This window comes from Ligilactobacillus aviarius subsp. aviarius DSM 20655 (genome assembly GCF_001436315.1).
Classification (GTDB): Bacteria; Bacillota; Bacilli; order Lactobacillales; family Lactobacillaceae; genus Ligilactobacillus; species Ligilactobacillus aviarius.
Genome location: NZ_AYZA01000009.1, coordinates 1 through 14011, shown reverse-complemented (window position 1 = coordinate 14011; position 14011 = coordinate 1). Strand labels below are relative to the sequence as shown.

Below are 14011 nucleotides of genomic sequence, written 5' to 3'. Positions count from 1 at the left end.
CACAGTCCCATGAAAGCAATATTTAATTTTTAATCTTCACCGATGATCCGCACTTCGGTTTCAAGGGCAACGTCAAATTTTTCTTTGATTGTCCGTTGAATGTGATGGATCACATCCATGTAATCCGTTGCGGTTGCATGATCAACGTTAACAATAAAGCCGGCGTGTTTCTTTGAAACCTGCGCACCGCCGATTTGGAACCCTTGAAGCCCCGCATCGTGAATCAATTTTCCAGTATAGTGTCCTACTGGGCGTTTGAAAACACTGCCACATGACGGATATTCAAGGGGTTGCTTGGAAGCCCGCAAGAAACTGTATTCGCGCATGGCGTTGATGATTTCTTCCTGATTACCGGCTTTTAGTGAAAAGGTTGCTTGCAAAACAATTTCGTCTTCATCCTGCAACCGGCTGTGGCGGTAACCAAAACGCAATTCATTGCCGCGATAAGTTTTTAATTCACCTTGACGGGTAATCACTTCCACCGACTTAACAACCTGTGAAATTTCGCCACCGTATGCGCCAGCGTTCATGAAGACCGCCCCACCAACACTGCCTGGAATTCCTGATAAAGGTTCCATGCCGCTTAAACTGGCTTCGCTTGCCTTTTGCGCAACATCGATCAGCAATGCACCCGACTGCGCAATAACTTGGTTCGCTAACAACTTGATCCGGTCTAACTTTGTCAAAATCATAACCATGCCACGAATCCCGCCGTTTTTAACGATCAGGTTGCTGGCATTCCCGATGACTGTCAACGGCACGTTTTTTTGATTCGTCCAGTCAATTACGCGCTTGACTTCCTGAATTGAAGCCGGCAACGCTAAAATATCAGCTGGACCTCCCGTACAAGTATTGGTGTAATTTGCGAGCGGTTCATCAAACTGAACTTCGATTCCCTGTAATTCTTTTTTAACTGTTAACTTTTCAAAATCCATATTAAAACCCTCAAACCTCAATTTGATTCAAATCAAATCTTCACAATTCTGCTCGAATTTGCTTGCTTTTTCATTTTAACATTTTTATTATAAATATTCCGCAATAAAATGATACAATAATGGCAATAAATCTTTGAAGGAGCAAACCAATGGACTTTGTGGCAATCGACTTTGAAACGGCCAACGGCAAGCGGGACAGTGCCTGCTCGTTAGCGCTGACCGTTGTTCAAAATAATCAAATCGTTGATGAATTATATTCACTGATCAAACCGGAATCAGACTTTTTCTGGCGCAACATTCAAATTCACGGTATCAAACCGGAAATGGTTGCTGACTCGCCGAAATTCAATGAACTTTGGCCGCACATTCAGCAATTTTTCGGTCCGGATCAAATCGTGGTCGCCCACAATGCGCGGTTTGACAACAGCGTTCTCAAGAAAACATTGGAACACTATCAATTACCGGAACCGCATTACCTTTCCCTTGATACGCTGGCAACCAGCCGGGCATTCTACAAGGGATTACCGAATTACCGGTTGAATACCGTTTGCGATGCGCTCGACATCAACCTTGAGCATCACCACAATGCGCTTGATGACTGCGAAGCCTGTGCCAATATTTTACTTGAACAGATCAATCATTTTGGTACGCCGGCACTGAAACCGTATGTGCAAAGTGTATAGAAAAAAGGCTGTGACTTTCGTCACAGCTCTTTTTTCTATAATTGCTTTTCTAACTCGTTCACCAATTCTTCATACCGCTTTCCGTGCGGTTCAAATTCAAGGTAGCGAACATCGTCATTGTCATCATCTTTTTTCAAATGAACGATCAATTTGTCAGCCGGAATTTCATCGCCGACAAATTGTGACCATTCAACAACCGAAACCCCATCGCCTTCAAAATATTCTTCAAGGCCAAGGTCATCGCCGCCAGTTTCTTCAAGCCGGTAAACGTCCATGTGATACAACGGCAAGCGTCCTTGTTGATACTCGCGAATGATCGTAAATGTTGGGCTCTTAATGTTGCGGTGAATTCCGAGTCCTTCTGCAAGGCCTTTGGTGAAGGTCGTCTTGCCGGCTCCCAAATCACCGTCAAGCAAAAGAATATCGCGGGCCTGCAACAATGGTCCCATTTTCTTCGCAATTGCTTGCGTTTGTTCTGCTGATTCAACTTTGATTTTTAACATTTTCTTACTCCATTAAAGTTTGAGCTGCGGTAATAATTCCCACTTGGTATGCGTCATCTTCCGAAGCGCCCCGAGATAAGTCTGAAACAGGTTGATTCAAGCCTTGCAAGATCGGGCCGATCGCCGTGAAGTTGCCTAACCGTTGGGCAATCTTGTAGCCGATATTTCCAGATTGCAAGTCAGGGAAAACAAAGACATTGGCTTGCCCTGCAACTTCTGAACCCGGTGCTTTGCTTGCGCCAACACTTGGAATCAAGGCGGCATCAAATTGCAATTCGCCGTCGATCATTTCATTCGGAGCTTTCTTTTGGGCAATTTGCGTTGCTTCCATTACCTTCGCAACTTCCATTGAGTGGGCGGAACCCTTCGTTGAGAAGCTCAACATGGCAACCTTCGGATCAATGTCAAATAACCGGGCCGTCTTAATACTTTCAACGGCAATTTCAGCTAATTCTTCCGCTGACGGGTTAATGTTGATCGCACAGTCGGCAAAGACGTACGTTTCCTTGCCGTCGTTGCGGGTCATAATAAATGAACCGCTTGTCCGGGAAACGCCCGGCTTCGTTTTAATGATTTGAAGCGCTGGCCGCACCGTATCGCCGGTTGGGCTGATTGCCCCTGAAACCATGCAGTCCGCTTTGTGCATGTAAACTAACATGATTCCGAAGTAGTTATTAACGTTGCGCAACCATTCACGGCCTTCGTCAGGCGTATTCTTACCTTTCCGCCGTTCAACGAAGGCATTTAACATTTCATCAAATTGGTCATCCGGATACGTCTTGGGATCAATGACTTCAGCATTGGATGGCAACGTAATTTGGCTAGCATTCAGCACGGCATTAACTTCCGCTTCCGTTCCTAAAATGATTGGGTCGGCCAAGCCGTCTTGAGCTAACCGGCAAGCCGCCTTCACGATTCGTTCGTCGCTGCCTTCCGGAAAAACAACTTTGATGCCTTTGCCCTTGATCTTTTGCTTTAAGTTTTCAATTAAATCCATTCAACTTTCCTCCTATACTACATCTCAGATTCATCAACGTGTTCGGGAAGCTGCCAATCAATCGGCTGCTCGCCCATTGCTTCCAGCGCCGCATTGGCTTTTGAAAACGGCCGCGAGCCGAAAAAGCCGCGGTTAGCTGAAAGCGGACTTGGATGCGCTGACTTGATGATGATGTTGCGTGATTGATCGATAAATTTCTCTTTTGATTGGGCTGCTTTGCCCCATAAAATAAAGACAACTGGTTGCGGACGTTCCGATAACTTTTGAATCGCAACGTCAGTCAACTGTTCCCAGCCTTTGCCGCGATGTGAAAACGCCTGACCATTCCGCACCGTTAACACGGAGTTCAACAACAGGACTCCTTGCTGCGCCCACTTCTTTAAGTACCCGTGATTGACCGGCTTAATGCCAAGATCACTTTGAAGTTCCTTATAGATATTTTGCAGTGATGGCGGAACGGGAACTCCCGGCAAAACCGAAAAGCTTAACCCATGAGCCTGATGCGGTTCGTGATACGGATCCTGTCCCAAAATTACAACTTTGACCTTTGAAAAGGGCGTCCATTCAAATGCCTGAAAAATGTGGTACATATCTGGATGGATCTGATAGTGTTGATATTCGCTTTTCAAAAAGTTATGTAATTGCTGGTAATACGGCTTTTCAAATTCCGGTTCTAAAACCTGCTGCCAGTCATTATGAATCAACGTTTTCATCATCGTCACCTCTTCCGCCATTTTACCATATTTAAAATCATGCTAAAAATAAAATATTCATTTTGCCATTTGCAATATGTTAAAATATTGGTAATCAAACAAAGGAAGGTATATTTTATGATTCAAATCATTGCATCCGACATGGACGGGACATTACTGAACGGCGAAATGACAATCTCAAAATTTAACGCTGACGCGATCAAGGAAGCCCAGAAAAAGGGCGTTCACTTTATCGTTTCATCAGGGCGTTGCTGGTACGAAGTCAAGCCTTTGCTTGATAAGTTCGGCATCAAGTGTCCGATGATCTCGATCAACGGCGGTTTAGTGCTTGACGAAAACGGAAAGACCGTTGTTTCAACGCCGGTTCCGCCGTCAATTGCCCGACAGATCATGGCCCGGTTAAAACGTGCCGGTCTTTACTTTGAAGTCGTTACGAAAAACGGAGTATGCTCAGACGACAAGTCCAAACGGATCGAAAACTTTGCTGAACTGCTTGCATCCATCCAACCGGATACCCCGTTTAAACTGGCGGTCAGCTTAGCTTCGGCCCGAATGGAATTAGTTAATATCCAATACGTAAAAGACTATAATGACATTTTGGAAGATCCCCATAATCCGATTTATAAAATCGTGGCATTCAGTCAAGACGGTCCCAAAGTTCTTGACCCATTACGCGCCGAATTTGACGCTAACCCAGAATTAGTTGTTACTTCATCCGGCGAACGCAACATTGAGATCAACCACGTGAATGCGCAGAAAGGAATTGCCCTTCAACGATATGCAGATTCCTTAAACATTCCGATGGATAACGTGATGGCGATCGGGGATAACAACAACGACGTTTCAATGCTGAAAGTTGCCGGTGTCAGTTATGCCATGGCCAACGGGACTGACGAAGTCAAAGCCATCGCCAACCATTTGGCTGAATCAAACGTCAACGATGGGGTCGGTAAAGCCATCCTGACAGAATTAAATCGGAAATAAAGATGCTTTAGAAGTTTGGTGGTGAAAATGCGATCACTTTATATTAATTACGAAACTCTTCGGCGCAATGATTCTGCGCTGATCGTTCGCAACTGTAATCATCAGGTTAAATATCTCGTCAATGGCCGGTGGGGAAACCAGTTAGACAAAATCACTGTCAATTCCCTTTACGGCGATGAACTGCTTGCAATCAATCAACTGACAGCCGGCAAGATCCAACGTTTTGAGATCACTTGCGATCATCATCAAATCAGCACTTTCAGGCGCGTTCTCAATAATTATGATCATCCACTGTATCTTAAAAAACTTCACTGGCTGATCTGGGGAAATCAACGGCAATTAAAATACCGTGCATTTGAACTTCATCGTCCGGTAATGAAAACGCAAATTACACCAACGGTTCCGAAACTGCTTGAAATCAAGGTTAACCGCCAAGCAGACGAACCGATCGTTTGCGGAATCATCGCCCTGTTAAATTATTGGGCCTTGCTTGATGAACAACTGTTGAATCCAGATCTAACAAAGTTGTTTCGGCAAAATCATCAAAATGAATTAGCATAAAAAAACGCTGTGACCTTTTCGTCACAGCGTTTTTCTTATCGATAATTTTTCAGTGTTCGGCGAATTTCACGTTCCTGATCACGCTTCTTGATCGTTTCGCGTTTATCATAATCATGCTTCCCTTTGGCAATTCCTAAAAGAACCTTTGCAAAACCATGCTTCAAATAAACCTTCAACGGAACGATCGTGATTCCCTTTTCACTTGTTTGCCCCGTTAACTTTTGGATTTCTTTTTTGTGCAAAAGCAATTTCCGGGCCCGCAACGGATCGTGATTGAACCGGTTCCCTTGCGTATACTCAGAAATATGAACGTTCATTAACCATGCTTCGCCGTTATGAATTTGGGCAAAACCGTCTTTCAGGTTAATGCGCCGCTCCCGCACTGATTTGATTTCCGTTCCGGTCAACACCAGTCCGGCTTCAATCGTTTCCAGAATCTGGTAGTCATGCCGCGCTTTTTTATTTTGAGCTAACGGTGCATCCTTTGTTTTTGGTTTTTTCATCGCTAACCACCCTTTCACATCAATAAATTAATGGCGGTATCGATTGTCCTGATTGCGTTTGTGCTGATTATTCCGGCGCCGATGATTGTTCCGGTTGCCGCGATAGCCGTTCTTGCGGTTATCCTTGTGGCGGTCATTTCGGTTGCCGTTATTACGGTGGTCATTCTTACCTTTACCATCCCGTCGGTTGCGGCTGAACGGCTTTTTCAGTTCAGGCAAATCAACCCCGTCCAATAAATCCGTCTTCGGTGCATCCTTCGGGTTAAGCAGCTTAAAGTTGACTTCGTGCAATTCGACGTTAACGTCCATCAACTTCACGCGTAACGGTTGTCCGATCCGATATGTCCGCTTGTAGCGCCGACCAACCAATGCCATTTGTTTTTCAACGTAAACATAGTAGTCGTCCTTCATTTCGCTGATGTGAATCAATCCTTCAACGGTATTCGGTAAGGCAATAAACATTCCAAACTTCGTTACTGAGCTGACAACCGCATCGAATTCTTCACCGATGTGATCAGCCATGTATTCAGCCTTCTTCAAATCATCCGTTTCCCGTTCAGCATCAATTGCCCGCCGTTCCATTTCTGAACTGTGCTTCGTTAATTCAGGCAGTTTATCCTTATATTTGGCTTGGGCAGCTTCACTTGTTCCGTTTTCCGCATAGTAGCGAATCAAGCGGTGCACGGTCAAGTCTGGGTACCGCCGAATTGGTGAAGTAAAGTGCGTGTAGTCGCTTGCGGCTAAGCCAAAGTGGCCGATTGGATGATCATCATACTTCGCCTGTTGCATTGACCGCAAAAGCATGGTTGAAACCATCGCTTCTTCAGGCTTACCGGCAACCTTCTTCAAGATTCCCTGCAGCATCTTCGGTTGAATGTCCTTTTTCGTTCCCGTCACTTCAACGCCTAAAGCTGATAAGAATTCAAAGAATGCCGTGATTTTTTCTTCCTTCGGCTTTTCATGGATCCGGTACACAAACGGAACGTTAAGATTGTTATAGTGCGCTGCCACCGTTTCGTTAGCAGCTAACATAAACGATTCAACCATCCGTTCACTGGTTCCCCGGTTCCGCAATTGAATGTCGATTGGGTGACCGTCATCATCCAAAATGATCTTAGCTTCATCATCTTCAAATTCAATTGCGCCGCGCCGTTTCCGCATCTTCAGCAAAATCTTATGCAATTCAGCCATGTCTTCAAACATTGGAACTAATTCCTTGTAACGTTCCATGGTTTGTTCATCGTGGGCTTCCAGAATCTTGTTGACCGCAACGTACGTCATCCGTTCCGTTGACTTGATCACACTTGGGAAAATCTTGTGGTTAACGACTTTCCCTTCCGGATTAATTTCCATTTCACACGTCATCGCCAACCGTTCAACGTGCGGATTAAGCGAACAAATTCCGTTTGACAGCTTGTGCGGCAGCATTGGAATTACCCGGTCAGTCAAGTAAACTGACGTTCCGCGTTCATATGCTTCCTTATCAAGCGGACTGCCGGGAGTAACGTAGTGCGAAACGTCGGCAATGTGAACCCCTAAGTGGAAGTTGCCGTTTGGAAGCTTCCACGCATTGACCGCATCATCAAGGTCCTTTGATTCGATACTATCGATCGTGACCAGCTTTTGATCAGTTAAATCAACGCGGCCTTCTTTTTCTTCTTCCGTAACATAATCTGGAATATGGCTGATTTCTTCAAGCACATCATCTGGGAATTCAGTTGGAATGTCATGCTTATAAACAACCTGTAAAATGTCGACCCCGGGATCGTTAACGTTCCCAATTACCTTAATTGGAACAACCTTTAACATTCCTGGAAGGGCCGTACTTGGGTAAGCCGTAATATCAGCCAGCACAACTTGGCCTGGGACCGGATGCAAGCCTTTATCTTCAACAAAGACTTGCAGGTTCGTCATTTTCTTATCGGTTAAATGAATTGTTCCTAAAATTCCTTGCGGTAAGTTTTGGTCTTCATCGCTGCGGAATTCGCCAACAACCTGCGTTAAAGCATGGTCTTTGACTGCAACGACTTTTCCTTCCGGGCGGACTTCATGTTCGGGATCGCCCGGCGTAACCATTTCAATTTCAACTTCATCACCGTTCAAGGCTGACAAAGTGTTTAACGGGTTAATGAAGAAATCCGGTTCGTCCGGATCGATCGTTACAAACCCAAAACCACGGTCGTTAGCGTGAAAGACCCCTTCATAATGCGGCATTGGCTTTTTCAAATAGAACCGGTTATCATCGTCGAACCCAAGTTGATCGTCATGTTCCATTTGCGTCAATGCTTGAACAACGAATTTAAATTGGGCTCCATGGTTCATGTCAAGATAATCTGCCAATTCCTGCACCGTGAAGTGCCGGTCGGATTCTTCATTAAACTTTTTATACAATGCATTAATGATTTCTTGTTTTTCCATTCGTTTCCTCGTTTATTAAAGATTAACTATTTGCTTTTTTATGTAAAAAAGGGCCGCGACAAACGTCACAGCCCACCTTCTTTTTGACTAATGTGAAGAAATATATACTAAGCCTAAAGCAATCGCAAAGAATAAAATACCTAAAACAACAGTTACCTTCTGCATAAAGGCTTCAAATCCTCTTGGCTTTTGCTTACTGAAAAGATCAGCTGCACCACCTGATAAAGCAGTTGAAGCATTATCAGTCTTTGCGGGTTGCATCATTACTGAAATAATAATTAAGACCGCGATAATTACAAGTAACGTTAAGAGCGTATTATACAATTCACTTATCCTCCTCACTCTTCCGTTATAAAACCAATTTATATTTTATCATTTATTGAATTATTTTGCCAACTGTTTCTTTTCATGGACCGCCTGGGCAAGCTGATCGATTCGATGGCGGATCCATGCCCGGTTTTCATGCGAGGTCAAAATGATCAACGTATCGCCGCTTCGAATGACCGTATCACCATGCGGGATCAATTCGCGTTCGCCCCGCCGAATTGCCATCAATAAGCATTCCTTCGGCCATTGGAAATCACGCACTGATTTATCCTGCAAGAACGAACCGGCAAATACTGGAATTTCGATTCGGTCTTGGAAAGTTGACGTTTCGGCTTCTTCTTCCTTTTCTGGAAGCAAAGCATCCAGCATTGCTTCGTAAATTGGCCGTTCCCGCATAATATCTGTAACGGTGTAAGCAATCAATGAAACAACCGCTAACGGCATTAAGTGGCTTAATGAGCCAACCATTTCAGTAATCAACAGAATCGCCGTAAACGGCGCTTTCCCGATGCAGGCAAAGTAGCCTGCCATTGAATAGATCACACAGTTGATCACTAATTTTTCCGGCATTAAGCCCATTGCGACGCATACTTTTCCAAAAAGCGCCCCCACAATGGCCCCAAGGGTTAAAATCGGCAGGAAAATTCCACCAGGAAGGCCGGAACCGTATGAAATCGTTGAGAAAATCAACCGAACCGCAAACAGTGCAATTAAAATCGCAATGCTTGACCAAAAATGACTGATCCCTAAAACAACCGAATTCCCGCCTCCAAGAACCTGCGGCCAAATTAACCCCAGCGGAATAACCATCAACAGCGGGACAACAGAATCCCAATTCCGCGGCAGCCATTTGATTTTGGCATACACCTTATCAATATTCAATGTCATGTATGAATAAAGCTTTCCCAAAAAGCCCAAGAAAATTCCTAAGAAAATCAACAAGAAATAGTATTTGATTGGGAATGATTCAAAGTAGTGCAAATGCAAAACCGGCGTCAAGCCAAAGAAATTCATTGAAATAAAATCGGATGCAATCGCTGAACTCAATGCCGTCGTCCAAATCAACGGCGAAAAGTTATGGTAAACTTCTTCCAGAACAAACAACGACGAAGCAATCGGGGCGTTGAAGGCTGCTGAAAGACCAGCAGCCGCGCCACCAGCAATCAAAACGCGCCGGCCAACGCCTTTGTGGTTCGTCTTTTCAGCAAAACCTTGACCAACCGCAGCGCCGAGTTGAATTGAAGGACCTTCCCGTCCAAGAAATAACCCAGAAGCGATTGCGAGAACGCCGCCGACCCATTTCCGCCAAAGAACGCTCCACCAGTTCATTTCCATTTCACCGGCTAACTGTCCTTCAACTTGTGGAATCCCAGATCCCATAATATCCGGATCCTTTTTAATCAACCGTGCGTTGATCAATGCGATCACAAGCATCAATAAAGCCCACGGAATAATGTATATTGGGTGACTTCGCATATAATGATAAGCAATTAAAGCATAATGCAATCCAATCTCAATGAAAAACCGAAACAAGCTTACGACAAACCCAACGATCAATCCCACGCCAAGGCCTTTAACAATAAACTTGAAGCGGGTTAAATCAATCCGTTGATCTTTATTTTTTGACACGATAATCCCTCTTCACGTAAAAGTGTTACTTAGAAAAATATAACATTATCCGCAACTAAAAAAAAGAGGAAAACCGAAATTCGGTCTTCCTCTTCAAGCTTGAAATCAAGCATTATTTGTTCATAATGTCTTGACGAGCTTGTTCGCTCAAGTTGTAGAATGAGTGGATACCCTTGTATTCTGCAACGTTGCTTGTTAATTGATCTTCGATCCGCATTAATTGGTTGTACTTAGCGATCCGATCTGTCCGGCTCATTGAACCAGTCTTGATTTGACCTGCGTTTGTAGCAACAACCAAGTCAGCGATTGTTGTATCTTCTGTTTCACCTGAACGGTGTGAAACGATAGCTGTGTAACCAGCTTCCTTAGCCATTTCGATAGCTTCCATTGTTTCTGTCAATGTACCGATTTGGTTAACCTTGATTAAGATTGAGTTTGCGCAACCCATCTTGATACCCTTACGTAAGTATTCTGTGTTTGTAACGAAGAAGTCGTCACCAACCAATTGAACTTTCTTACCAAGTTCGCTTGTGATTGTTGCCCAGTCATCCCAGTTGTTTTCGTCGATTGGGTCTTCAACAGATACGATTGGGTACTTGTCTACTAAGTTTTCGATGTACTTGATGAATTCTGGTGTTGTGAATTCTTCACCTGTTGACCAACGTAACTTGTAAACTTTCTTTTCGTCATCCCATAATTCTGATGCAGCAACGTCCATTGCAATTGCAACGTCCTTGCCTGGCTTATAGCCGGCATCTTCAATGGCACGTACAAGGTATTGTAATGGTTCTTCGTTGTTAGCAAAGTCAGGAGCGAAGCCACCTTCATCACCAACAGCAGTTGCCTTGCCAGCATCCTTTAAGATTGCTTGTAAGTGGTGGAATGTTTCTGAACCCATGCGAACAGCTTCCTTCATTGAAGGAGCACCTACAGGCATGATCATGAATTCTTGGAAGTCAACCTTGTTTGTTGAGTGAGCACCACCGTTGATAACGTTCATCATTGGTGTTGGCATAACGTGAGCGTTGAATCCGCCGATGTAGTTGTACAAAGGAACTTCTAATTCATCTGCAGCAGCATGTGCAACAGCGATTGATACAGCTAAGATTGCGTTAGCACCTAACTTACCTTTGTTTGGTGTACCGTCTAAAGCGATCATTGCTTTATCGATAGCAACTTGATCTGTAACTTCGTAACCAACGATTTCTTTTGCGATAACGTCGTTTACGTTAGCAACGGCTTTTGAAACACCCTTGCCCATGTAACGTGACTTGTCACCATCACGTAATTCAACAGCTTCGTGTTCACCTGTTGAAGCACCTGAAGGAACGATTCCACGACCAAAAGCACCTGCTTCTGTGTAAACTTCAGCTTCAACTGTTGGGTTACCACGTGAGTCTAAGACTTCGCGAGCATAAATTTCTGTAATTGCAGACATATGTTATAATCTCCTTTAACTTTGATAAACAATCTTAGAAATTGTCTTCATGTACTATTTTACTGGTTTTACTTTAAACTTTCAACGTAAATCCATTCAAAAATTAGTCTTTGTAGTGAGCTAATTGTAAGAATGAGTCTGGTTGTAAAGCAGCACCGCCGATTAAACCACCGTCAATGTTTTCCTTTGACATGATTTCCTTAACGTTGGCAGGCTTTACTGAACCACCGTATTGGATGCGAACTTTGTCAGCAACCGTTTCATCGTATAAGTCAGCAACTGTCTTGCGGATTGCAGCGCACATTTCTTCAGCTTGGTCAGCTGTAGCTGTCTTACCTGTACCGATTGCCCAGATTGGTTCATAAGCAATTACCATGTTTGAAACTTGGTCTGCTGATAAACCTTCTAAGTCAGCCTTGATTTGGCCTTCAACGAATTCTTCTGCTTTGCCAGCTTCACGAGTTTCAAGTGATTCACCGCAGCAAAGAATTGGCTTCATGTTGTTTGCAAAGATTGCCTTTGCCTTCTTGTTGATGTCTTTATCTGTTTCGTGGAAGTAGCCGCGCCGTTCTGAGTGGCCGATGATGACATAGTCGATGCCCATTTCGTTTAATACTTTTGGTGATGTTTCACCTGTGTAAGCACCTTCGTCTTCAAAGTAGCAGTTTTCAGCACCAACATGTAATTCTGAACCCTTAGCTGCTTCGATCAATGCTGGTAAATCAACTGCTGGAGCACAGATCAATGTTTCAACATCCGTGTTCTTTGGTAATTCATTCTTAACAGCATTTACAAATTCAGTTGTTTCTTGTGGGTTTTTGTTTAATTTCCAGTTACCTGCAATAATTGGAGTACGCATAATCTTCATCCTTTCTTTCAATAAAAATAGGGAGGTTTGCCCTCCCTATCTGAATCAAATTAATTATTTGTCTGATACAGCGGCAATACCTGGTAATGTCTTACCTTCAAGATATTCAAGTGATGCGCCACCACCAGTTGAGATGTGAGTTAACTTGTCAGCTACACCTAACTTCTTAACAGCAGCTGTTGAGTCACCACCACCGACAATTGTTGTAGCATCTTTCAATGTACCTAAGAACTTACCAATTTCAAGTGTACCCTTTGCGAAGTTAGGCATTTCGAATACACCCATTGGGCCATTCCATACAACTGTCTTAGCGTCTTTCAAAACGTTTTCGAATTCTTCAACTGATTTTGGTCCGATATCTAATGCCATGTAACCATCAGGAATATCGCCTTCGATAACCTTGCTTGGAGCATCGTTATCAAATTTTTCAGCACATACGTTGTCGATTGGAAGAACTAACTTGTCGCCAGCTTTTTCCATGATTTCCTTAGCTAATTCGATCTTGTCTTTTTCAACTAATGAGTTACCGATCTTGATACCCTTAGCTGCGTAGAATGTGTATGCCATTCCACCGCCAACGATGATCTTGTCAGCCTTGTCGATCAAGTGGTTGATAACACCGATCTTATCTGAAACCTTTGCACCACCTAAGATAGCAACAAATGGGTGTTTTGGATTGTCAACAGCATTACCTAAGAACTTGATTTCCTTTTCAAGTAAGAAACCAGCAGCAGCTTTCTTGCCGGCAGCCTTCATGTTTGAAGCAATCCCAACGTTTGAAGCGTGTTTACGGTGAGCTGTACCAAAGGCGTCGTTTACGTAAACATCGCCAAGTGATGCCCAGTACTTGCCTAATTCAGGATCGTTGCCTGATTCTTTCTTACCATCTAAGTCTTCGAAACGTGTATTTTCAACAAGTAAAACGTCGCCGTCTTTCATGTTGTTGATTGCATCTTCTAATTGAGCACCGCGAGTTACAGGAACAAATGTAACTGGCTTGTTCAATAGTTCTGCTAAGTGCTTAGCAACTGGCTTCAATGTCAAAGCCTTCTTGTCTTCTTCAGTCTTTACACGACCAAGGTGTGAGAACAAGATTGCCTTTCCACCGTTGTCGATAATGTAGTTGATTGTTGGTAAAGCAGCTGTCATCCGGTTGTCGTCACCAATAACGCCGTCTTTAATCGGAACATTAAAGTCAACACGAACTAAAACTTTTTTACCTTTAAGGTCATCTTTTAAATCAGATACCATAAGTTTAGTCATAGTGCCTAACCTCCATAAATATAAATTTGGTAGTTAAATCGGTTTTTGAAGCCAATTTCACTATAAAATAAAGGCGGATAGAGGCTATACCTCCACCCGCCTCTATAAAAATCTTTCGATTTTCACACTTAAATTAATTATTTAAGCATGCTTGCGAATTTTTCTAATGTACGGATCATTTGAGCTGTG

At 43.6% G+C, this 14011-nt stretch carries 14 protein-coding genes; 3 read left to right on the top strand and 11 right to left on the bottom strand.

Translation table 11 applies throughout. The annotated features are described in order from the left end of the window. Window positions 1-29: 29 nt before the first annotated feature. Entirely contained in the window at window positions 30-935 is a 906-nt protein-coding gene (gene murB, locus FC33_RS01350; RefSeq protein ID WP_057826829.1) for a UDP-N-acetylmuramate dehydrogenase, read from the bottom strand. A 149-nt stretch (window positions 936-1084) separates the two neighbouring features. Between murB and FC33_RS01345 the strand changes: the two genes are divergently transcribed. Next, window positions 1085-1618: a 3'-5' exonuclease gene (locus tag FC33_RS01345; protein WP_057826828.1), complete on the top strand. Its 534-nt coding sequence runs from the start codon at window positions 1085-1087 to the stop codon at window positions 1616-1618. Between the two features lie 35 nt (window positions 1619-1653). Here the strand turns inward: FC33_RS01345 and tsaE are convergent, their stop codons facing one another. Genes tsaE through FC33_RS01330 form a run of 3 tightly spaced genes read right to left on the bottom strand, consistent with a single transcriptional unit; the run spans window position 1654 to window position 3831 of the window. Further along, a complete protein-coding gene (gene tsaE, locus FC33_RS01340; protein ID WP_057826827.1) occupies window positions 1654-2121 on the bottom strand; it encodes a tRNA (adenosine(37)-N6)-threonylcarbamoyltransferase complex ATPase subunit type 1 TsaE in 468 nt (155 codons plus the stop codon). 4 nt (window positions 2122-2125) lie between these two features. Continuing rightward, window positions 2126-3118: a phosphate acetyltransferase gene (gene pta, locus FC33_RS01335; protein WP_057826826.1), complete on the bottom strand. Its 993-nt coding sequence runs from the start codon at window positions 3116-3118 to the stop codon at window positions 2126-2128. 17 nt (window positions 3119-3135) lie between these two features. Further along, complete coding sequence (locus tag FC33_RS01330; protein WP_057826825.1) at window positions 3136-3831, bottom strand: uracil-DNA glycosylase; 696 nt, start codon at window positions 3829-3831, stop codon at window positions 3136-3138. Window positions 3832-3948: 117 nt separating this feature from the next. On the opposite strand from FC33_RS01330, the gene FC33_RS01325 reads away from it, so the two are divergent. Together FC33_RS01325 and FC33_RS01320 are read left to right on the top strand one after the other, a co-directional pair. Beyond that, on the top strand, window positions 3949-4815 hold the full coding sequence (locus FC33_RS01325) for a Cof-type HAD-IIB family hydrolase (protein ID WP_057826824.1): 867 nt from the start codon (window positions 3949-3951) through the stop codon (window positions 4813-4815). Window positions 4816-4842: 27 nt separating this feature from the next. Next, window positions 4843-5376, top strand: a complete 534-nt coding sequence (locus FC33_RS01320; protein WP_057826823.1) for an LURP-one-related/scramblase family protein — start codon at window positions 4843-4845, stop codon at window positions 5374-5376. A gap of 35 nt (window positions 5377-5411) precedes the next feature. On the opposite strand, the gene smpB is transcribed toward FC33_RS01320, so the two are convergent. From smpB to FC33_RS01285, 7 genes are all read right to left on the bottom strand, one after another. After that, window positions 5412-5879, bottom strand: a complete 468-nt coding sequence (smpB, locus tag FC33_RS01315) for an SsrA-binding protein SmpB (protein WP_057826822.1) — start codon at window positions 5877-5879, stop codon at window positions 5412-5414. Between the two features lie 27 nt (window positions 5880-5906). Then, window positions 5907-8297: a ribonuclease R gene (gene rnr / locus FC33_RS01310; RefSeq protein ID WP_057826821.1), complete on the bottom strand. Its 2391-nt coding sequence runs from the start codon at window positions 8295-8297 to the stop codon at window positions 5907-5909. Between the two features lie 87 nt (window positions 8298-8384). Continuing rightward, window positions 8385-8621, bottom strand: a complete 237-nt coding sequence (gene secG, locus FC33_RS01305) for a preprotein translocase subunit SecG (protein ID WP_057826820.1) — start codon at window positions 8619-8621, stop codon at window positions 8385-8387. 60 nt (window positions 8622-8681) lie between these two features. Continuing rightward, window positions 8682-10253: a ClC family H(+)/Cl(-) exchange transporter gene (locus tag FC33_RS01300; protein ID WP_057826819.1), complete on the bottom strand. Its 1572-nt coding sequence runs from the start codon at window positions 10251-10253 to the stop codon at window positions 8682-8684. A 112-nt stretch (window positions 10254-10365) separates the two neighbouring features. Next, window positions 10366-11691 carry a phosphopyruvate hydratase gene (gene eno / locus FC33_RS01295; protein ID WP_057826818.1) on the bottom strand — a complete coding sequence of 442 codons (1326 nt, stop codon included), beginning with the start codon at window positions 11689-11691 and terminating at the stop codon, window positions 10366-10368. Between the two features lie 103 nt (window positions 11692-11794). Then, entirely contained in the window at window positions 11795-12550 is a 756-nt protein-coding gene (gene tpiA, locus FC33_RS01290; RefSeq protein ID WP_057826910.1) for a triose-phosphate isomerase, read from the bottom strand. Window positions 12551-12613: 63 nt separating this feature from the next. After that, window positions 12614-13822, bottom strand: a complete 1209-nt coding sequence (locus FC33_RS01285) for a phosphoglycerate kinase (protein WP_057826817.1) — start codon at window positions 13820-13822, stop codon at window positions 12614-12616. Between the last annotated feature and the right edge of the window lie 189 nt (window positions 13823-14011).